The organism is Clostridium sp. AF22-10, from assembly GCF_003478725.1.
Lineage (GTDB): Bacteria > Bacillota > Clostridia > Lachnospirales > Lachnospiraceae > Otoolea > Otoolea fessa.
The window spans coordinates 12273-32675 of the sequence record NZ_QUFZ01000018.1 but is presented as its reverse complement, the minus strand read 5'-3'; the positions used below and the strand labels follow the sequence as shown (position 1 = coordinate 32675).

Below are 20403 nucleotides of genomic sequence, written 5' to 3'. Positions count from 1 at the left end.
GGAGGAAAGAGCAGGAGTAATGGAAAAAAGAAACATTTTATTTGTAATGAGCAGCCTAAGAAATGGTGGAGCTGAGAGAAGCCTAGTAAACTTATTACAGTTGCTGGATTATGATCGGTATAATGTGGATTTGCTGCTGTTTCAGAATGAAGGAATGTTCTTAAAGCAAGTTCCCAAAGAGGTGAATATCATCTCGAATTGCAATAAATTATATACACTGTATGATAACAACAAAACAGAGGCGTTGAAACATCCATATCTTTCGGTTGTTCATATGATAGGAACTTTTATTTCCCGTAAAAAAACAAACTCTGTTGCGAAAAGCCGCCAATACAGATGGGAGCATTTTTACAAAAAAATCATACCAGAACTTACAAAAGAATACGATGTGGCAATCGCTTATATGCAGCGCGAACAAACATATTTTCTTGTAGATAAAGTAAAGGCTACAAAGAAGATTGCATGGGTACATAATGAATATTCCCAGCTTGGACATTTTAAAGAAATGGACCTTGAGTATTTTGAAAAAGTAGACAAGGTGGTAACGATATCTGATTTGTGTGCCAAAGACCTGAAGAAAAACTTCCCTAGCATTGCAGAAAAATTTGTGGTTTTACCCAACCTGACATCTTCTCAGGTTATAAGAAACTTGGCAAAAGAATTTTATCCGCCTGAATTTAAAAGAGATGTGTTGAATATCGTATCAATTGGAAGACTGAATGCGCAAAAAGGATTTGAATTTGCACTGGAAGCAGCTTTGGAATTGAAAAAATCTAGAGTGAAGTTTCATTGGGTCGTTTTAGGAATCGGAAGTTTAAAGGAAGAATTAGAAAAAAAACGAGAAGAATTGGGAGTGCAAGACTGTTTTGAATTTATAGGGGCACGGGAAAATCCCTACGCATATATGAAAAATGCAGACGTGTTGGTACAATCGTCACGTTTTGAGGGAAAATCTGTAGTTTTGGATGAAGGAAAAATTCTGTGCTGCCCAATCGTTACAACAAATTATCCTACGGTATATGATCAGATTAACGAGGATGAGGGCGTTATTGTAGGAATGAGCGGCAAGGAAATTGCTGACGGTATCATGAAAATTTTGAAAGAACCGCGTCGGTATTCAGAATACCTGTCTCGGCATGAGTATGGAAATGAAAAAGAAATTGAGGGATACTATCAACTTTTTGACTTGCAATAAAAGAAAAAGACGGTTTAAAGCAAATGGGAGATATTGTGATGTTTGACAAGAAAAAAAATATGATAAGAATTTTCATTTATGAGAATGTGATGCTGTATCCACCAACGCTCAATTTGATAGAATGCCTTTTGAACAACGATTATAAAGTTCATTTAGTAGCTGAAGGCGTCAAGAATCTTCCGACGATCATTGCGGAGGATAAGAGATTTTCGTATACAGAAATAAAGGCGGTCAAAAACAGTAACATATTTTTGCGCTTAAAAAAAAGAGGTATAAAAACCAAAGGATATCGAGCGGCGCTGAAAGATACTATGGATGGAGATATCGTGTGGACTGTTAATCCGAGTGTTGTAAGAACTTTGGGAAAAGAACTGCTGGAATATAGTGACAGACATGTAATGCAGCTGATGGAATTGACAGATACATATCCGATGTTCCGAGGCGCAAAAATTTTAAAATTTAATATTAAGCATTATGCTCAAAAGGCATGGAAAATTGTTGTTCCAGAAGAAAATAGAGCATATATACAAAAAGTCGGTTGGAACTTGGAAAAGCTCCCCTATGTTTTGCCCAATAAACCGTACTACCTCAAGAGTGGCGAAGTACAAGAGGATATGCTTCCTGTAATTGAGGAGATGAAAAGGGAAAAACGCAAAAAAATCATTTATCTGGGAGTTATCAGTGCAGATAGAGATTTGCAATCCTTTGCAGAAGCTGTCGAAAGAGTAAAAGAGGACTATTGCCTGTATTTGTTCGGCAAGTTCAGAGGAGATGGCGCAGAAGAATTTAAGAAGCTGTGCGATAGCTATTCCTCCTTAAAATATATGGGATTTTTTAATCCACCGAAACATTTGGAGTTTTTAAAATATGCGGATATTGCGCTGGTCCCTTATAAGCCGGGAGAAATCGAAGGCAGTGGATTTACAATTCTGAATGCACTGTATTGTGCACCAAATAAAATTTATGAATATGCAGGCTGCAATATTCCGATGATAGGTACAGATGTATTGGGATTAAGAGAACCGTTTGAAAAGTATAATATTGGTGTTTGTTGTAGAGATTTGAAGCCGGAAACAATTATAGATGCAATTCGATACGTGGATGCCAACCATGATGAAATGGTTAAAAACTCAAAAGCTTTTTTTGAAAGTGTGGATTTGGATTGTATTGTAAACTCGATAGTAAATGATTGAAATATTGAAGGAGGCTGATGTTGTCCGGTGGTTATTCATTGGATAGGAGAAAATAGATATGGGAAAAGTTAAGGTCTCACAATTGTTCAAAGTGATTATTTGTGCAGTGACATTATACACATTAGGGTTTGATAAAATAATTACGTTGCCAGGAAGCTCTTTTGTTTATGAGATTTTAATTGCAGCGATAGGCGTTTTATTAGCACTATACGTGAAAAATAAGACTCGCTCAAATATGAATTTAAGAATGCAGTGCAAAGCATTATCAAACTATTTGATGATTTACCTAGTGATTATTTTAATAGAAATGATCTACTCGGTGATTGCGTACGGATATAACATTGTACAGCTATTAATAATCACCAGAAAGTATTTTTATGCTTTTTATTCATATCCAATCGTCTATATTTTTACTATGGATGACGATATGTATAAATTCACAAAAACAATATATTGGACGTCGATGTTTCTTCTTGGAATTAAATTTATTACATGGTATTTGTATAATTTCAAGGGAATGACAGTTTTTTCGGGTTTGCTATTCCAGTACTCTGAGGGATGGACACGAAACGGTTTTATGCGAATGGATACAGGAGCGCTATTTGGCATTGTGTTATGTGTGACCCTTTACTATTGTTTTGTGAAAAAACAGTTGTTGTATTGGCTTGTTTTGGCTTTCTTATACATATACTTGATCTTTGTGACGCAATATAGGTTTCAGCTAATAGTAACGATTGTTTTAACGGCATATGGATATTATTGCTCAACAGATTCCAATAGAAAAAAGAACGTCAAACTGATGGCGATTTCTTTTATTATTATTGCGTTCGTCCTTTTTGGAGGCTTAGATTATATTCTGAATTTGTTTTCGCTTAATGGTATGGACGGAGGTTCTACAGCAGCAAGATTATTGACGATCGATCATTATTGGAGCTTGATTAAAGAAAAGAATGCCATTTTAGGAGTAGGATTCTTATCAGCATATACTAATAAGGCATTTAGTATTTTAAGAAGATCCGATACAGATAGATTTTGGCTGGAAGACCTTGGAATTTTGGGCGGAATTTTTACATTTGGAATCTTATCGTTGCTATTATACGGAAAATTGTTTTTTGATTCAATGAAAAGAACATTTGCTTCTCATAGAATTAGGAAGATTGAGGGTGGAGATGATTGCTTAAAAAAATGTGTTGTTGTGTATATGATACTATCCTGTATTTTACTTAATATTTTTGATGCACAACGAATGTGGTGTATGCCATTTTATTTGAGCGTTATATATTTTGTTCAAAATTCACTCAAAACCCAAAAGCAATAAATAAAAAGGAGTAATTGTATGAAAAAGAAAGTGATGTTAGTTTTTGGTACAAGACCAGAAGCAATAAAAATGTGTCCGTTGGTAAACGAGCTGAAAAAAAGAGAAACCTTAGAAACCATCGTTTGTGTTACAGGTCAACACCGGCAGATGTTGGATCAGGTGCTGGAAACTTTTAATGTTATTCCAGATTATGATTTGGCAATTATGAAACAGGGGCAAACATTGTTTGATATTACGACTGGTATTTTGGAAAAAATCAAAGCGGTTTTAGAGAACGTGAAACCTGACATCGTTTTGGTTCATGGTGATACCACGACGACATTTGTAACAGCATTGGCTTGCTTCTATTTGCAAATTCCGGTCGGACATGTGGAGGCCGGCTTGCGTACCTACAATATTTACAGCCCGTATCCAGAAGAATTCAATCGTCAGGCAGTCGGAATTATCAGTAAGTATAATTTTGCTCCCACTGAACTGGCAAAAAAGCATTTGTTGGACGAAGGGAAAGATGCAACATCCATTTATGTGACGGGGAATACCGTGATTGATGCCATGCAGCATACAGTAATTGCGGATTACCATCATCCGGAACTGGATTGGGTAGGCGACAGCAGGATGATTTTTATTACTGCGCATAGAAGAGAAAATCTTGGTCAGCCGATGCACAATATGTTCAGAGCGATTCGGCGGGTTTTAAATGAACATCCGGATGTAAAAGCTATTTATCCAATCCATATGAATCCGATCGTCCGAAAAGCTGCCGATGAAGAGCTGGGAGATTGTAACCAAATCCATATCATTGATCCCATTGAGGTATTCGATTGTCATAATTTTGAAGCTAGATGCTTTTTGTGCCTGACAGATTCTGGTGGAATCCAGGAGGAATGCCCTTCCTACGGAAAACCGGTTCTTGTTATGAGAGATACTACGGAGCGTCCGGAAGGCGTTGATGCAGGAACATTGAAATTAGTTGGTACCAGTGAGGAAAAAATATATGAGTGGTTTACAAAACTGCTCGATAATGAAGAAGAATATGCGAAAATGGCACATGCTGCCAATCCGTATGGTGATGGCCATGCTTGTGAAAGAATTGCGGACATTTTGGAAAAAGGATATACTTCTATTTGATGTTTGCATGGAAATGACTGTATTGAGACAGTATCATTTTAACTGGAAAGAATAGATACTCTCAAGCAGTAGAATGTATCCTATAAAGGAACGAAATTGATTTTATAGGCACTTGTAGAATTGATGGATGAAGTGAATTCAATTTTAGATTCACTTCATCCGTTAATTTTAAGAAAATTCCTAAATACAAGAGAAAATTGAAAATCGAAAATGAAGGATAAGTTAAAAGTAGGATATTTAATGAAAGGTTTCAAATGGAGATAATTGAATGAAGAAAAAAGTAATGCTAAATGTAGGCTGCACTATGCTATGTCAGTTGGTGACATTTATAAGTGGATTGATCGTTCCCCGATTGATTTTAAGCACCTTTGGCTCAGAAGCGAATGGACTGGTATCGTCAATAACGCAATTTTTGAATTATATTGCATTGGTTGAAGGTGGAATTGGCAGTGTGGTTCTTACAGCTTTATATGGACCACTTGCAAAGAAAGATGACAGAAAAATAAGCAGCGTATTGAAAGCGGCTGAGAACTTCTTCAGACAGATTGCATCTATATTTGTGTTTTACACCATCGCATTGGCATGTGTGTATCCGATTGTGATTAAATCGAGCTTTTCGTGGCTTTATGTGGCTTCGTTGACTGTGATTTTGTCGTTTACTTTGTTTATACAATACTTTTTTTCTATTACGTACAAGCTTTTGCTGCAGGCAGATCAGAAAATGTATATTGTTCAACTGTGGCAATCGTTGATTACATTGTTGAACATCATCGCAGTCGTTGTTTCGATTAAGCTGTTTCCGGAGTTGCATTTTGTAAAGCTGTGCAGCGTGCTGTTGTTTGCAATACAGCCGGTGGCTTATAGTAATTACGTAAAAAAACACTATAAACTGTATAAGGATGTGGAACCAGACAAAAACTCGTTGGCTCAAAGATGGGCTTGCTTTGGACAGAATTTTGCCTATTTTATCCACAGTAATACAGACGTGGTTGTGCTGACGCTATTTAGCGACTTGAAAACAGTGTCGGTCTATTCGGTTTATTTATTGGTCGTAAAAAATTTGCAAAACCTTTTTAAGTCGTTTTCCAATGCGTTTAATCCGATGATCGGAAAGGCGATTGCAGTAAACGATTATAAACAAGCAAGCAAGTATATGGAAACTTATGAGTTTGTTGTATCAAATGTCGCGACTATAATATTTGGATGCTGTATCTATTTGCTGCCTAGTTTTGTGTTGATTTATACGCATGGCGTGACAGATACCAATTATTATAGAGTGATTTTTTCAACCATAATCATTTTTGCAGAGTATATTTATTGTATTCGCGATCCTTATGTATCGGTTGTATATGCAGCAGGTAAATTCAAAGAGACTTCCAATAGTGCTTATATAGAGGCAATCATCAACATCGTTCTCTCTGTTATATTGGTCTTTAAATTTGGCTTGGAGGGAATTGCTGTTGGAACATTTATTGGTATGCTGTACAGAATGATATATCTGGTCTGGTTTATAAATAAAGATATTATGCCGTATCCGATTTCTAATATCGTTAAAAGATTGAGCCTTTCGATTGGCACGATTGTGATTTCTTGTCTTATTGTGTCGGTATTAGATACGACGGGATCGTCTACATTGATTTTGTGGGTCAAAAATGGAGTGTTGTGTTTTGGCGTATACTGTGCAGTTACTGTTGTTTTGAATTTTGCATTTGATAAAGAGCTGTTCTTGAACGTATGCAAGAAAGCTGTCAGAAGAAGAAAAGGGTGAGATATTATGCGCAAAGAAAAGGTAGGAATAATATCGATACATTATGGCGTCAACTTTGGATCAGCACTGCAAGCGATAGCATTGTCCCAGTATCTAAAACAGAATTTTGAATTTGAATGCGTTGATGTTATTAATTATATTCCGAAACGATTCAAAAGAATAAACCGATTGAAGAATATATCTGGTCATGGAGCAAAATATTTTATCCACGGCTTGATTAGAATGAGCCGGTTTGAAAAAACAAATAAAAAATATATATCTTATCTAAAAGAAAATATCTCCGTTTCAAAGCCGATTTATTCAATGCGGGAAGCAAAGGCTGAATTTGGCGATTATGATTATTTGATCGCTGGAAGTGATCAGATTTGGAACAGCGAATACAATCAGGGCATTGATGAGATGTATTATCTTGGCTTTGCTTCTGAGAATACAACGAAGATCGCATATGCGGCTAGTTGTGGGAAAGAGGAATATTCAGACACAGATTGGGATAAGATACGTAAGCTGCTGGAGACTTTTTCGGCAATCAGCCTGAGAGAAAAATCTTCAGCTAAAATTATGGATGAACATGGGATTCAGAATTGCAAATTTGTGCTGGATCCGACGTTCCTTTTCAGCAGAGCACAATGGAAGAACTATGAAAAAGAAGTTGTGGGATGCCCAGAAAAATATTTGTTGATTTACTTCTTGGATACAAGAGGAGAAGATATTGTAAAATTGGCAAAAAAGATTGCTGTTGCTAAAGGACTGCATACAGTTTTAATCCGGCCAGTATATAGCAAAATTGATTATGGCGTTGACCTAGTCGTTTCGGACGCAACTCCGGATAAGTATATTTGGCTATTCCGGCATGCTTCGTTTGTGGTTACAAATTCTTTTCATGGAGTGTCTTTTTCAATCAATATGGAAAGACAGTTTGTGGCGTTGAAACGTGACAAATACAATTCTCGATTGGATAATATTATGAATGTGATGGGGTTAGCAGATCGATTTGTCACCACAAAGGAAGATGGTTTGATCGAAAGTGATATAAATTATAGTAAAGTAAATGAAAGAAAAAGTGCATTATTAAAATCTTCAAAAGAATTTTTGCAAAGCGCATTGCAATAATTTGTGCGTTGCAGAAAGTTTGGTGGAAAATATGCAAAAAATTTGTGAAAATAAAAAATGCTACGGTTGTGGCGCGTGTTGTACAGTGTGTCCTAAGGATGCGATATCACTGAAAGAAAATGAAACAACGGGGCATCTTAGACCGGTCATCGATCAGGGAAAATGTGTAGATTGCGGTTTGTGTTCTAAGCATTGTCCTGCAAATAGCGAGTATAAGTACAAAGATAATACAGTAACGTATGCAGCGTATAGAACGGATCCGGAAAAGCAAAATGGAAGCAGTTCCGGAGGTGTAGCAGCAGCTTTTTATGAGTTGGCAATCGATAAGAATTGGGCGATTGTGGGAACGATTATGGACTCCAACTTTAAGGCCAGAATGGAGCTTTCCTGTGATAAGCAGAACATTGAACAATTTAAAGGAAGTAAATATGTTCAAGCGTATCCAGTCGATGCATTAAATCAAGTAAAGAGCGTTTTGAAAGAAGGAAAGAATGTATTGTTCATTGGGACGCCGTGTGAATGTGAAGCGGCTCGTAGCATTGCAATGGACAACGCAGAAAGGCTATTGACGGTTGATTTGATTTGTCATGGAGTTCCATCATATAAAGTTTTACGCGATTATATCAAATGGGTTGAGGTAAAAAAGAAAAGTAAAATTCAAAAAATTTCTTTCAGATCATCTTGGGGCGAGGAGATGATCCTCAACGATGGTAAGAAAAATGTATGGCATCGGAGGATGTGGTGGGATCCATATTTGGAGGCATTTAATTCCGGCATTATCAATAATGATGCTTGTTTTGAATGCCCATTTGCACGTGAAAAAAGATGCTCAGATCTTACGATTGGAGATTTTTGGGGAATTGGCTCAGAAGCTCCCTTTCATAAGCCAAATAGAAAAGTTTCGGTAATAGGAGTAAATAGTAAACGCGGATTTGATTTTTTAAATGAATGCAAATCACTAGTTCTTGAAAAAAGAAATTGGAGTGAAGCTGTTGCTGGTAATTCACAGCTTCGAGCACCTTTACCTAAAAGTTCTCAATACGATTTGTTTTGGGAAAAATATTATAAATATGGAATAGATGCTGCATTTAAGGCTACGGTTTATAAAAAGGTGTGTAAACGTTATTACAAAGAATACCCTATTATATTACTTAAAAGTATTATAAAAAAGTGTATTTGTTGGGATAGAAAGATTCAATGAGAATACAGTGTAAATAATTGAAGGATAAGGGGTTTGATGAATGACTAAAGGCGTAGATATCAAGAAAATGAATGATTTCGGGGGGGGGTAAGAGGTGATTTAGGTATTAGTTTTTGTAGATATATTGCTATGAATTTCATTGTAGCATGCCATGTTTTACAATATTATGATAACGAGCTAGCATGGTGGTTTAACTGCGGTGTTCAAATTTTTATTTGCATATCCGGCTTTTTATATGGACAACGAAGAATCGACAATGGATACAGCTTTATAAAAAGAAGATTTATAAAGATTCTTAGTGGCTATTATGTTTGTTTATTAATTGATGTGGTTTTATTATATATATTTTCAGATCAAGTGGTTGATATAAAAGACATTATATTAATGGTGTTTTGTAAAGGAACTATAGCTGGTTTAGGACATTTGTGGTTTGTAGGAACAATTTTATTTTGTTATTTGTTGACACCGATATTATCTCAAGTATATGAGTTTCAAAATCGCAAAAACTTTAAAATAGAATTTTTCTCATTTTGCGTGTGTTTGTGTATTGTTGTTCAAATACATCTGCCACAATTTAATCCAATTTGGATTTTGTGTTATATATGCGGATATTCTATAGGAAAACTGAAACTGAAAGATGAAAAGTGGCTATATAAAGCGAGTTTGTTGTTTGTTCCAACGAGCATTATATTTAATATTGTGAAAATATATATGAAGTATATATTAAAAATCACATTAAAAAATGATGCGTTAAATTCGTTATATGCGCGATATGGGAACTATGTCATTTATTACTGGGAGTTTCATTGTTTTTAATTTTATATGTGATATAATAAAAAGTTTCTTCAACATATTTCAGGAATTGCTCACATACTAAAAATTATCAGATAAATACTCATATGATATATACTTGGCTCATCATATATACATATTGGGACCTTTATCTATTTTAAGCTTGCAAATTTATACATATTGGGACCTTTATCTATTTTAAGCTTGCAAATTTCTACCTTTTCAAAAATCATTATATTAATTGGCTTGATTAGTGCTCAAAGTATTATAGTGCATAAGGCAAGTGCTTTGTTAAATCAATTGAAGATAAGTGATTAAACATATGATTATATCAGGAATGAAAAAATGTGGTTTGCTATTTCTGATATTTGAAAATTTCTCCTTTTAAGATAGAACAATAAGAGGTAATTAAAAATGGGTAAGTATTTTGGAACGGACGGCTTCCGTGGTGAAGCCGGAATTACATTAACAGCGGACCATGCCTATAAAGTGGGTCGCTTTCTGGGTTGGTATTACAATGCTCTGCGTGAGCGCAATGGTGATACCGACCCCGCTCGCATTGTCATTGGCAAGGACACTCGTCGCAGCTCCTATATGTTTGAATATAGTTTGGTTGCAGGTCTAACTGCTTCCGGCGCAGACGCCTACCTGCTGCACGTCACGACTACGCCCAGCGTGGCTTATATTGCTCGTGTGGATGACTTTGACTGTGGCATCATGATCTCTGCCAGCCACAATCCCTACTATGATAACGGCATCAAGCTGATCGACTGCTACGGCGAGAAGATGCCGGAGGAGACCCTGCTGCTGGTGGAGGATTATATCGACGGAAAGCTCCATGTGTTCGATAAGGACTGGCCGGAACTGCCCTTTGCTCGTCGTGAGCACATCGGCTGCACGGTGGACTACGTGGCAGGCCGTAACCGTTATATGGCTATCTGATCAGTCTCGGCATCTATTCCTTCAAGGGTGTCAAGGTCGGCCTAGACTGCGCCAACGGAAGTTCTTGGAACATCGCTAAAAGCGTTTTCGATGCGCTGGGTGCTGACACCTATGTCATAAACAACAAGCCGAATGGCCTGAACATCAACAATAACGCTGGCTCCACCCACATCGAAGGCCTGCAGAAGTTCGTGGTAGAGAACGGGCTGGATGTCGGTTTTGCCTTTGATGGCGATGCTGACCGCTGCTTGTGCGTGGACGAGAAGGGAAATGTCATCACTGGCGACCATATCCTGTATATCTATGGCTGCTATATGAAAGAGCGTGGCAAGCTGCTGACCAATACTGTGGTTACGACCGTTATGTCCAACTTTGGCCTGTACAAAGCATTTGATGAGCAGGGCATTGGTTATGCTAAGACTGCCGTGGGCGACAAGTACGTCTATGAATATATGGCAAAGAATGGTTGTCGTATCGGTGGTGAACAGAGTGGACACATCATCTTCAGCAAGTATGCCAGTACCGGCGATGGTATTCTGACGAGCCTGAAGATGATGGAAGTTATGCTGGCCAAGAAGAAGCCGATGAGTGAGTTGGCAGCACCGCTGAAAATTTATCCGCAGGTGCTGGAGAATGTCCGTGTAACGGATAAGAAAGCCGCACAGAATGACCCTGATGTACAGGAAGCGGTAAATAAAGTGGCAGAAACACTGGGCGATACTGGTCGTATTCTAGTTCGTGAATCCGGTACAGAGCCTGTGGTGCGTGTCATGGTGGAGGCACCTGACCATGATACCTGCCAGAAGTATGTTGATGAAGTGGTCAATGTGATCTGCGAAAAGGGATATAAGGCATAAAGTCAATGACGACTCTGGCAGTTCCCGGAGTCGTTTTGCATAGAAGGGAAAGTATAATAGATTAAATAACGGGAGGGATAAACCTATGTGTGGAATCGTTGGTTTTACAGGAAACCAACAGGCAGCACCGATTTTGTTGGACGGTCTGTCAAAGTTGGAATATAGAGGATATGACTCGGCTGGACTGGCTGTACGCGATGGAGAAGCTCTGGCACAGGTCGTCAAGGCAAAAGGCCGTCTGTCCAACCTGATCGAGAAAACAGATGCTGGTAATGCGCTGAAAGGAACCTGTGGTATTGGTCATACACGTTGGGCAACACATGGTGAGCCGAGTCAGACCAATGCACATCCTCATGTGTCTGGCAACTGCAACCGTTCTGGTTCTGGGGCAGTAGAATCAGAAGTAGTCGGCGTTCATAATGGTATCATTGAAAACTATGTCGAACTGAAGGAAAAGTTGCTGAAGCACGGTTATACTTTTTACAGCCAGACGGATACCGAAGTAGTCATCAAGTTGGTGGACTACTATTATAAGAAGTACAACCTCGGCCCTATCGATGCCATTGCCAAGACGATGGTTCGTGTACGAGGTTCCTATGCGCTTGAACTGATGTTCCGTGATTATCCGGGCGAAATCTGGGTGGCGCGTAAGGATAGCCCGATGATTATCGGTATTGCGGATGGTGAAACTTATGTGGCTTCGGATGTCCCGGCAATTCTGAAATACACTCGCAACGTGTATTACATTGGCAACCTTGAGTTCGCAAAACTGACTCCGGGTGAAGCTCATTTCTATGACTTGAACGGTGATGAAATTGAGAAGCAGACCACCGAGATCAAGTGGGATGCAGAAGCAGCCGAAAAAGGCGGCTTTGAGCATTTCATGATGAAAGAAATCCATGAGCAGCCGAAAGCTGTTCAGGATACCCTTAACTCTGTGATCAAGAACGGCGCTATCGACCTGTCCAGTGTGGAGATCACCGAGGACGAAATTAAAAATTTTGAGCAAATCTATATTGTTGCCTGTGGCTCTGCATGGCATGTGGGCATGGCTGCTCAGTATGTGCTGGAAGATATAGCAGATATCCCGGTGCGTGTGGAACTCGCATCTGAGTTCCGCTATCGTAAAATGCCACTCAATCAGAAGGCACTGGTGATCGTTGTTAGCCAGTCTGGTGAGACAGCGGATACACTGGCAGCATTGCGTCTTGCAAAAGAAAAGGGCATTACCACAATGGCAATCGTCAATGTGGTGGGCAGTAGCATTGCTCGTGAAGCCGATAAGGTGTTTTACACACTCGCTGGCCCAGAAATTTCTGTCGCAACGACCAAGGCATACAGTGCACAATTGGCGGCTATGTATTGTCTGGCGGTTCAGTTTGCGAAGGTTAGAGAAAAAATCACTGAAGAACAGTACAGCTACTATATCTCCGAGCTGCTGGCCATCCCGGAGAAGATGCAGAAGGTGCTGGAAGACAAGGAACGTATTCAGTGGTTTGCGGCAAAGTATGCAAATGCCCATGATGTGTTCTTTGTAGGCCGTGGCATTGATTATGCAGTTTGCCTGGAAGGAAGTCTGAAGCTGAAAGAGATTAGCTACATCCATTCCGAGGCATACGCTGCGGGCGAACTGAAGCACGGTACGATCAGCCTCATCGAGCAGGGAACGCTGGTCATCGGTGTGCTGACACAGAGCGAGCTGTATGAAAAGACCATCAGCAATATGCTGGAGTGTAAGAGCCGTGGTGCATACCTGATGGGGCTGACTACATATGGCAAGTACGAAATCGAAGATCAGGTAAACTTCACGGTCTATGTTCCGAAGGTGGACGAGCACTTTGTGGAAAGTTTGGCAGTGATTCCGCTGCAGCTGCTGGGCTACTATGTGTCTGTGGCAAAAGGTCTGGATGTGGATAAGCCAAGAAACCTGGCGAAAAGTGTTACTGTAGAATGAAAAATAGCAATAGGGAGGGTATGATGAATACAACATTACTTATCATGGCAGCCGGTATCGGTAGCCGCTTCGGAAAGGGAATCAAGCAGTTGGAACCGGTGGATGATGCTGGACATATCATCATGGACTATTCCATCCATGATGCCATTGAAGCAGGTTTCAACCATGTGGTATTTATTGTCCGCAAGGATATTGAGCAGGAGTTTAAAGAGGTTATCGGTGAGCGTATTAAAGCTATCTGCTCTGCGCATGATGTAACAGTGGATTATGCATTCCAGGATATTAATGATATTCCAGGAACTTTACCAGAAGGCCGAACAAAACCTTGGGGAACCGGTCAGGCGGTACTGGTAGCTAAAGAATTACTGAAGACTCCGTTTATCGTTATCAATGCAGACGATTACTACGGCAAAGAAGGCTTTAAGGCTGTTCATGAGTATCTGGTGAACGGCGGTAAATTTTGCATGGCTGGCTTTGTGCTGAAGAACACGCTGTCTGATAACGGCGGTGTGACCCGTGGTATCTGCAAGATGGACGAGCAGAACAACCTGACCGAAGTAGTGGAGACTAAGAACATCGTAAAGACAGCGGATGGGGCAGAAGCAGACGGAAAAGTGATTGATGTTGATTCTCTGGTTTCTATGAATATGTGGGGTCTGACTCCTGATTTCCTAGGTGTGCTGGAAGAAGGCTTCAAAGAGTTCTTTGAGAAAGAAGTGCCGGGCAATCCTATGAAGGCAGAATATCTAATCCCTATCTTCATCGGTGAGCTATTAGAGCAGGGCAAGATGTCCGTAAAGGTTCTGAAAACCAATGATACATGGTATGGCATGACCTATCATGAGGATGTCGCATCTGTAAAGGACAGCTTCAAGAAGATGCTGGAGAATGGTGTGTACAAGGCTGACTTGTTCAGTGATCTGTAAATGACGATAAAAGAAATGATTGATTTACTAGGGAAAATCCTCACAAATATCCTGACTGCCCTGTATGAGCCGTTTGGTTTCGCACTTCTCCTTTCATTCCTAGCTATGTTTTTCTACTTATATGCTTATGAGCCTACCACAGCAGGCAAAGGATGGAAGAACGCCATAGTGACATGGTATCGGAAATTTAAGGAGAGTGTATGCTTTAGAAAACTATTTTTCTTAGCCTTTGTGACTTCTCTTATTCTGTTCCGCACATTGCTGAACAGAAAGATGTGGATGAATCCTTTATCTGACGTCATGGGCGGTTGGGGCATCTGGGAGACTGTGAACGGAGAGAGACAGCTGACCACCGAGTGCATCGAGAACGTAATCATGATGGTGCCGTTCTCAGCAGTAGTGCTGTGGACATTCGGAGAGAAGATTGAAAACAGCTTGAAGAAGATCCTATGGCAAAGCGGGAAGATAGCATTTTGCTTTTCGATAAGCATTGAGATGCTGCAATTATTGCTTCGTTTGGGAACATTCCAGCTATCGGATATCTTCTATAACACCGTAGGTGGAGCACTCGGCGGTTTATTGTACTATGTAGCGATGAAGGCAAGAAAACGTCTGTAAAACCGGATGAAATTGTGATATACTGGGAGCGGTAGCTCCTTAATAGTGAACAATAACAGTATATTGCCCTCACTCCAACGCAGTGATATACTTAAGCCATATTAATTAAAGAAAAGAGGTATACATTCTATGCCCAGAACAAAAGGTAGCAAGAATAAGCCCAAAACTGTGACTGCTGATTTTGCAACGCAGATTGCGGAAAAGCAGTCCGCGAAGGAAGCACTCACAGCGGAAATCGCATCCATCACCGCCAACATTGACACTTTAAAGGCTGACTTGAAAGAGAAGAAGACTGCTCTGAAGAAGGCCGAAAAAGAAGTGGCAACGCTGGAAGCAAAGAAGGCAAAAGCAGATGCCAAAGCTGCAGAAGAAGCAAAAAAGACAGAAGCAGAGTCCGTTCTGAAAAAGCTGCTTGCCGAAGGCATGAGTGCCGATGAAATCCTCGCTAAACTGAAATAACACGAAAAACCCGTGATGGACAGGCATAACGTGCCGTCCATTACGGGTTTTAGAGTTATAAGAACATAAGTTCATCCGGCGGCCACATCAAACTGAAAATGTGCCGGAAGGTTGAACTGCTTGATAAACGCATGATGCTGGGCGTGGTAGTGACGCAGATCGTACCCCAGATGGTGCAGTTCCAGCAATTTCACCAGCACCAGATTAAGGTGAATCTTTTTGACGGCGGCAATCTGCGCAGCGTCCAGCCCTCTCCGTGTCATTTGATAGACTTCATCACTGTCCAGCATCAGGTGGGATGTGAAAGCGTTATGCTCATAAAGAAGTATGTGCTTGTCCTTAATGGTCAGAAACTTGTTCAGAGTATGCAAGTCCATAAGCAGCTGATGCTCCAGATAATGTCCCAGCGCATAGCCGCACACCATCTGCTTCGTCTGTTTGTCCAGTTGGCGATTGATAAGGATCAGTGGCTTATCAAAATAGAGCGAAAGTAAACCCAGCATATCTTTAATGTGAGATGTTTCACTGATGTCCAGGCTGCAACTGCGCGCAATCTGTTTGATGTTGCGAGTTCCAGCATTTTGGACAAGTTCGTTGGCAGCTTGGTGAATAAACGCAGAATCCATAATGTGATCTCCTTCCGGGGATGGCATAGTGAATGGAACAGTGGTTCACAGGTTCATGATTCGTTCCTTTTCTCGTTTTTGTTCTCGGTACTTAAAATAGGCTTTGTGCATTTCATACATGATGCCGTCCATATCCTGCGGGGTCAAATCTCCACTGGCAAATAGCTCAGTAAGCTCAAATGCGAGATGCTGGGCTTCTATTTTGCCCTTTTTTCCGTAGGCTTCGGCGGCACGTTCGATAAATAAAGACTGATCCGGCTGTAAATAGGTCAGAGGTACATGGAATATATCGGCCATCTTTTCAAGCATTTCAATACTGCGAGGGTAGCGGCCATCACGCTCCCATCCGATGATCGTTCGTTTGTTGATACCCAGACATTGTGCCAATTCGTCCTGTGTTAAAGAATGTTTCTTTCGTAGATCGCGAACTTTCTCTCCAAATTTCATGCTTGCAACCTTTCTATGGAGTAGTTATCGTGCTGTAACAATGTGCAATGGAATTTGTAAATATTCAATCAGTGAGATGCAATAAATTTTCACATTTTCCTCTTGACACGGCGACATGACTTGCTTATAATATATGCTATATTCTATCATCTTTTGAATTATTATACCGTAAAAATCGTAAATATGCAAGCCGAAAAAGGTGAAAAAAGAGCGGAAGTTCAAAAGGTGAAATTGAATAGAAGAAAAAAGAAATTTAAACCAACACAAAGGAGGCCGTGAGAAGATGAGCAACGGAGAACATGAAATCCGCACCCCAAAGGGGCTGCGGATCGGGAATCGCAGTGTCGTTGATGGAAAGAATATGCTTCAGATCAAGCGTGGTGGCTGTGAAGATTATATTTCTGCTGAATCTCTGGTGGAGTGTATTCACGGCCTTCCCGTGAAGAGTATCGAATTTTTTACAGCAGAGAACCAACGGAAAGAAGCCTGAAGCAGAGTGCTTCATCGGACACTGAAAGCGCAGAGGTGGAATCTTAGGCGGCACTTAGTTAGCCGACCAGCTCCATCAGACGTTCTTTTGGGTCTACAATATAATATCTGTTTGTTTAGAGCGATACCGTAGCAATATGTGATATAGGCCGGAACAGAATGAGCGAATGCAGCGCAGCAGTGCGCCTGCGAGTAACTCATCCTGTTCCGGCTTTTTTAATTTTTTTTCAAAAATACCTTGCGAAATGCCCTTCCAGCAATTCTATATATGAGAGACTAAACATCACACCTTAAAAGAGAATCATGAAATAGCGATGCAGCAGGAGAAGTCTTAGACTTCCCGTTCAAAAAAAAACGGGTAAGTCTGGGACAACTTTTGCTGCATTTTTTGTTTCAGACCACCCGCAGCCAAAAGGCAGAAAGGTGGACATTATGATGACATTCAAGGAACTGAAAAAGCTTGTTAAACTTCCTTTGTACAAGGAACAGCGTGTTCCCACCGTGAAGGCTCTTGAGGAATCTGGCGTGTCGGTGGTAGCCGAGAAGATTCTGGAAAATCATGGAAGCATCAGTGTCTACCAAAATGGTTATGTGATTTACAGGGCGCATAAAAGAGTGACCGTTTTCTCGCTTCGTAACTGCGTACATTATAAATATGATGCATTGGAAGGTGCGGGGCATCACATTGAGGAAGAGGAATTTGATGAATATGAGTGGCACATCCGGCTGGTTCTGGAAGGAGAGGATCGTATTTTCATGAATTACGAAATCATTCAGGGAAAATGGATGCCATCCCGTGAGGACAGGGAGTATAGGGAAGAAATCCTAGAGGGAGTCGATGAAGCAGTGAGTACACTGGAAAGAATGATAAGTGAGGAAAGAGTGGAAGAGCTGCTCTCTACTTTGACTGATTTGCAGAGAAAGGTCGTCCATACTCATCTGTTTCATGGTCTGTCTTTCACAGAGGCAGCGAAACACCTTGGCATGACCCGCCAGAATCTTACCGGAATTTATAACGCAGCAATTTACAAGATACAGAAAAAGCACTTCCGGGCATTGTGCAGCTGATAACCTATACATAATCAAAAGATGAGCCGTCCAATCACAGAAAACACTCTGAATTGGGCGGCTCAAAAATTTTTTTAAATTTTTTTTTAAACACCTTGCGAAATAGACCTTCTCCGATTCTAGGAGTGAGAGGACACAAAAAATCTCCATCCAAATCGGAAAGTTCATAAAAAGTTCAAAAACTTTTTTAAAAACACCTTGCGAAATGACCTTTCTCCGATTCTAAGGATGAGAGGACAATACAAAACCTCTCACATGAACCTTGAAAATTGAATAAGCCATCCCAGAGAGATACTTCTGATACTGAATGTGCATCCTGCGTGTCTTGTCAGAGAAAACGCCGCTGAAATATGGGGCAGGAACGGGCTGGGGCAGAATGGCAAAGCTCAAATAACAGCAGATACAATGCGGCGGAGTGTCGAAAGATGCTCCGTCGTAGGAATGTACTGTTATTTATAATAGTGCAAATCCAGCAAGAGGGGAGGTGATGAATCTACATGAAGTACCCGTATTTCAGAGGTCTGGAAGCAGACCGATACAGTTTCTACCGTGTGCCGAAAGCACTCATCAAGGTAGACCTGTTTGAAAAGATGTCCGGCGATGCAAAGCTGCTTTATGCAGTCTTGCTGGATCGGATGAATCTCTCGCTTAAAAATGGCTGGCAGGACGAGAATGGAAATGCCTACATCATCTGTACGATAGATGAAATCATGGATTCGATTCGATGTGCCAGACAAAAAGCGGTCAAACTGCTGGACGAGCTGGAACACGAATATCAGCTTATTGAGCGGCGCAGGCAGGGCTTGGGAAAGCCGAACCTGCTCTATGTGAAAGACCTCTATGCGGGACTTTCACAATCGAACTACTGGAAGTATGAAAATCAAACTTCTGGTGGTTTGAAAAGCGAACTTCCGGGAGTATGGAAATCAAACGGAAGTAAGACTGATATAAATAATACTGATAGTAGTGAGACTGATCTAATCTATTCTGCACAATCTGGTGAAAACATATCCGGGGAGATGCGGGAAGATGAAAGGTATCGCTTCTATTTTCAAGACAAGCTGGAAATCCCAATCTTAGAGAAGAACTTCCCACATGACCGGGAAATCCTGATGGAGATTCTGGAACTTCTTGTGGAAACCGTAACCAGCAGAAAGAAGTTCCTGCGCATTTGCGGGGAAGAAAAGCCGAAAGAGGTGGTCAAAAGCCGCCTGATGAAGCTGGATTCCATGCACATCCAGTATGTAATGGAATGCCTGAAAAGCAATACCACGCAGGTACGAAACATCAAACAATATCTGCTTGCCACACTGTATAATGCTCCGACCACGATTGACAGCTATTACGCTGCACAGGTCAGACGTGATTTCGGATGGGGCGGCAGAAGCAATTAAGGAGGACGATGCAATGAGCGTGTTTTTTATGGATTTTGATATGGCTCCCTCGGTGATCTGGGCGAGAGACTTGTACGACCAGATGCAGATTCGGAGTGACTTCCGCAAGTGGTTCCCCCGGATGTGCCAGTATGGATTTGTGGAGGGCCGGGACTATGAGTTCGTTCCCCGTGTCCGTCCGCAGGATGAGGGCGGGCGCACGGTGCAGCGGTATGTGAAAGACTACCGGATCACGCTGGAGATGGCAAAGCAGTTGTACAAGCTCCATCACTTCCACAAGAACGACTGTTTCCACAGCTGCGAAGGACAGCACTGTATGGGAACGGATCACTGGATGCAGGCAGTCATTGAACTGCTGCATCAGCACAAGTGCAAAAGCCACGCGCCGCCGAAGCGTTTTTACGAATCACAGCCGCCCGATTCGCTGGTGACAACGACACAGATCGCAAAAGAGTACGGCTGCGGTGCAAAGGTGTTCAATCGTCTGCTCCATCTGCACGGTATCCAGTACCGGGCCAATAACCAGTGGGTGCTGTATGCAAAGCATCAGGATAAGGGATATACTGCAAACCTTGTTTTCCGGCTCCATCGGAGTGATGGCAGTGCAGTGGAAAAGCTGCATACGGCATGGACGCACAAAGGCAGGAAGTTTCTGTACCACGAACTGAAACGGCGTGGGATTCTTCCGATGGCAGAACAGGAGGGGTGAGCCTATGAACTTTACGAATAGCCCGTTTGAACGTATGATGCGCCAGCGTCCGGGGACGGACAGCGACCATCCCTGCATTTCCTGCCGGCACCGCAGGGAGTGCGGCTACATGATGCACCAGTGCAGAAAGAAATTTCGTTCGGTCTTTGGCGATACGGCTCCCCCGGTATCAGGCACAGTCAGTGTCTGATGCCGTTTGGATAAAACTA

Annotated in this window: 19 protein-coding genes and 1 pseudogene; 18 read left to right on the top strand and 2 right to left on the bottom strand. The window is 41.1% G+C overall.

All coding sequences use genetic code 11. From position 1 onward, the window contains the following. The first annotated feature begins 19 nt into the window (after positions 1–19). The 13 genes and pseudogenes from DWX91_RS12370 to DWX91_RS12310 all read left to right on the top strand — a co-directional run bounded on the left by DWX91_RS12370 (position 20) and on the right by DWX91_RS12310 (position 15461). The gene (locus tag DWX91_RS12370) at positions 20–1195 is read left to right on the top strand and encodes a glycosyltransferase (RefSeq protein WP_118539075.1); all 1176 of its coding nucleotides are present in this window, start codon (positions 20–22) and stop codon (positions 1193–1195) included. Positions 1196–1233: 38 nt separating this feature from the next. Next, on the top strand, positions 1234–2388 hold the full coding sequence (locus DWX91_RS12365) for a glycosyltransferase (RefSeq protein ID WP_182435081.1): 1155 nt from the start codon (positions 1234–1236) through the stop codon (positions 2386–2388). Positions 2389–2446: 58 nt separating this feature from the next. Beyond that, positions 2447–3706, top strand: coding sequence for a hypothetical protein (locus DWX91_RS12360; protein WP_118539071.1), 1260 nt, complete (start codon positions 2447–2449; stop codon positions 3704–3706). A gap of 18 nt (positions 3707–3724) precedes the next feature. Then, positions 3725–4834, top strand: coding sequence for a non-hydrolyzing UDP-N-acetylglucosamine 2-epimerase (gene wecB / locus DWX91_RS12355; protein WP_118539069.1), 1110 nt, complete (start codon positions 3725–3727; stop codon positions 4832–4834). Between the two features lie 268 nt (positions 4835–5102). Beyond that, complete coding sequence (locus DWX91_RS12350) at positions 5103–6602, top strand: lipopolysaccharide biosynthesis protein (protein ID WP_118539067.1); 1500 nt, start codon at positions 5103–5105, stop codon at positions 6600–6602. A 6-nt stretch (positions 6603–6608) separates the two neighbouring features. Beyond that, positions 6609–7712, top strand: a complete 1104-nt coding sequence (locus tag DWX91_RS12345; protein ID WP_118539065.1) for a polysaccharide pyruvyl transferase family protein — start codon at positions 6609–6611, stop codon at positions 7710–7712. 31 nt (positions 7713–7743) lie between these two features. Then, a complete protein-coding gene (locus DWX91_RS12340; protein ID WP_118539063.1) occupies positions 7744–8913 on the top strand; it encodes a Coenzyme F420 hydrogenase/dehydrogenase, beta subunit C-terminal domain in 1170 nt (389 codons plus the stop codon). 105 nt (positions 8914–9018) lie between these two features. After that, positions 9019–9729: an acyltransferase family protein gene (locus DWX91_RS12335; RefSeq protein ID WP_412693906.1), complete on the top strand. Its 711-nt coding sequence runs from the start codon at positions 9019–9021 to the stop codon at positions 9727–9729. A 390-nt stretch (positions 9730–10119) separates the two neighbouring features. Further along, positions 10120–11504 (top strand): annotated as a pseudogene (gene glmM, locus DWX91_RS12330) (phosphoglucosamine mutase). An 85-nt stretch (positions 11505–11589) separates the two neighbouring features. Beyond that, positions 11590–13458: a glutamine--fructose-6-phosphate transaminase (isomerizing) gene (gene glmS, locus DWX91_RS12325; protein ID WP_118539059.1), complete on the top strand. Its 1869-nt coding sequence runs from the start codon at positions 11590–11592 to the stop codon at positions 13456–13458. 20 nt (positions 13459–13478) lie between these two features. Next, a complete protein-coding gene (locus tag DWX91_RS12320) occupies positions 13479–14384 on the top strand; it encodes a sugar phosphate nucleotidyltransferase (protein WP_366470096.1) in 906 nt (301 codons plus the stop codon). After that, the gene (locus DWX91_RS12315) at positions 14385–15002 is read left to right on the top strand and encodes a VanZ family protein (protein ID WP_243099048.1); all 618 of its coding nucleotides are present in this window, start codon (positions 14385–14387) and stop codon (positions 15000–15002) included. It abuts the gene before it with no gap. A gap of 129 nt (positions 15003–15131) precedes the next feature. After that, positions 15132–15461, top strand: coding sequence for a hypothetical protein (locus DWX91_RS12310; protein WP_118539055.1), 330 nt, complete (start codon positions 15132–15134; stop codon positions 15459–15461). Between the two features lie 71 nt (positions 15462–15532). On the opposite strand, the gene DWX91_RS12305 is transcribed toward DWX91_RS12310, so the two are convergent. Then, a complete protein-coding gene (locus DWX91_RS12305) occupies positions 15533–16087 on the bottom strand; it encodes an ImmA/IrrE family metallo-endopeptidase (protein ID WP_118539053.1) in 555 nt (184 codons plus the stop codon). A gap of 45 nt (positions 16088–16132) precedes the next feature. Next, on the bottom strand, positions 16133–16534 hold the full coding sequence (locus DWX91_RS12300; RefSeq protein ID WP_097776604.1) for a helix-turn-helix transcriptional regulator: 402 nt from the start codon (positions 16532–16534) through the stop codon (positions 16133–16135). A 283-nt stretch (positions 16535–16817) separates the two neighbouring features. Here DWX91_RS12300 and DWX91_RS12295 point away from each other — a divergent pair, with 283 nt between their 5' ends. The 5 genes from DWX91_RS12295 to DWX91_RS12275 all read left to right on the top strand — a co-directional run bounded on the left by DWX91_RS12295 (position 16818) and on the right by DWX91_RS12275 (position 20384). Beyond that, positions 16818–17024: a hypothetical protein gene (locus tag DWX91_RS12295; protein WP_097776605.1), complete on the top strand. Its 207-nt coding sequence runs from the start codon at positions 16818–16820 to the stop codon at positions 17022–17024. 431 nt (positions 17025–17455) lie between these two features. Beyond that, positions 17456–18091, top strand: a complete 636-nt coding sequence (locus DWX91_RS12290; RefSeq protein WP_118552728.1) for a sigma-70 family RNA polymerase sigma factor — start codon at positions 17456–17458, stop codon at positions 18089–18091. A gap of 497 nt (positions 18092–18588) precedes the next feature. After that, the gene (locus DWX91_RS12285) at positions 18589–19485 is read left to right on the top strand and encodes a DUF6017 domain-containing protein (RefSeq protein ID WP_118539049.1); all 897 of its coding nucleotides are present in this window, start codon (positions 18589–18591) and stop codon (positions 19483–19485) included. 13 nt (positions 19486–19498) lie between these two features. Further along, complete coding sequence (locus DWX91_RS12280; RefSeq protein WP_182435080.1) at positions 19499–20194, top strand: phage antirepressor KilAC domain-containing protein; 696 nt, start codon at positions 19499–19501, stop codon at positions 20192–20194. A 4-nt stretch (positions 20195–20198) separates the two neighbouring features. Beyond that, entirely contained in the window at positions 20199–20384 is a 186-nt protein-coding gene (locus DWX91_RS12275; protein WP_118539045.1) for a hypothetical protein, read from the top strand. Positions 20385–20403: the final 19 nt, after the last annotated feature.

What these genes read in the sequence shown, in the direction of transcription:
- DWX91_RS12305 (WP_118539053.1), bottom strand. Translation starts at nt 16,087, where the DNA reads ATGGATTCTGCGTTTATTCACCAAGCTGCCAACGAACTTGTCCAAAAT.
- DWX91_RS12310 (WP_118539055.1), top strand. Translation starts at nt 15,132, where the DNA reads ATGCCCAGAACAAAAGGTAGCAAGAATAAGCCCAAAACTGTGACTGCT.
- DWX91_RS12285 (WP_118539049.1), top strand. Translation starts at nt 18,589, where the DNA reads ATGAAGTACCCGTATTTCAGAGGTCTGGAAGCAGACCGATACAGTTTC.
- DWX91_RS12300 (WP_097776604.1), bottom strand. Translation starts at nt 16,534, where the DNA reads ATGAAATTTGGAGAGAAAGTTCGCGATCTACGAAAGAAACATTCTTTA.
- DWX91_RS12350 (WP_118539067.1), top strand. Translation starts at nt 5,103, where the DNA reads ATGAAGAAAAAAGTAATGCTAAATGTAGGCTGCACTATGCTATGTCAG.
- DWX91_RS12370 (WP_118539075.1), top strand. Translation starts at nt 20, where the DNA reads ATGGAAAAAAGAAACATTTTATTTGTAATGAGCAGCCTAAGAAATGGT.
- wecB (WP_118539069.1), top strand. Translation starts at nt 3,725, where the DNA reads ATGAAAAAGAAAGTGATGTTAGTTTTTGGTACAAGACCAGAAGCAATA.
- DWX91_RS12365 (WP_182435081.1), top strand. Translation starts at nt 1,234, where the DNA reads ATGTTTGACAAGAAAAAAAATATGATAAGAATTTTCATTTATGAGAAT.
- DWX91_RS12340 (WP_118539063.1), top strand. Translation starts at nt 7,744, where the DNA reads ATGCAAAAAATTTGTGAAAATAAAAAATGCTACGGTTGTGGCGCGTGT.
- glmS (WP_118539059.1), top strand. Translation starts at nt 11,590, where the DNA reads ATGTGTGGAATCGTTGGTTTTACAGGAAACCAACAGGCAGCACCGATT.
- DWX91_RS12320 (WP_366470096.1), top strand. Translation starts at nt 13,479, where the DNA reads ATGATGAATACAACATTACTTATCATGGCAGCCGGTATCGGTAGCCGC.
- DWX91_RS12315 (WP_243099048.1), top strand. Translation starts at nt 14,385, where the DNA reads ATGACGATAAAAGAAATGATTGATTTACTAGGGAAAATCCTCACAAAT.
- DWX91_RS12290 (WP_118552728.1), top strand. Translation starts at nt 17,456, where the DNA reads ATGATGACATTCAAGGAACTGAAAAAGCTTGTTAAACTTCCTTTGTAC.
- DWX91_RS12280 (WP_182435080.1), top strand. Translation starts at nt 19,499, where the DNA reads ATGAGCGTGTTTTTTATGGATTTTGATATGGCTCCCTCGGTGATCTGG.
- DWX91_RS12345 (WP_118539065.1), top strand. Translation starts at nt 6,609, where the DNA reads ATGCGCAAAGAAAAGGTAGGAATAATATCGATACATTATGGCGTCAAC.
- DWX91_RS12275 (WP_118539045.1), top strand. Translation starts at nt 20,199, where the DNA reads ATGAACTTTACGAATAGCCCGTTTGAACGTATGATGCGCCAGCGTCCG.
- DWX91_RS12295 (WP_097776605.1), top strand. Translation starts at nt 16,818, where the DNA reads ATGAGCAACGGAGAACATGAAATCCGCACCCCAAAGGGGCTGCGGATC.
- DWX91_RS12360 (WP_118539071.1), top strand. Translation starts at nt 2,447, where the DNA reads ATGGGAAAAGTTAAGGTCTCACAATTGTTCAAAGTGATTATTTGTGCA.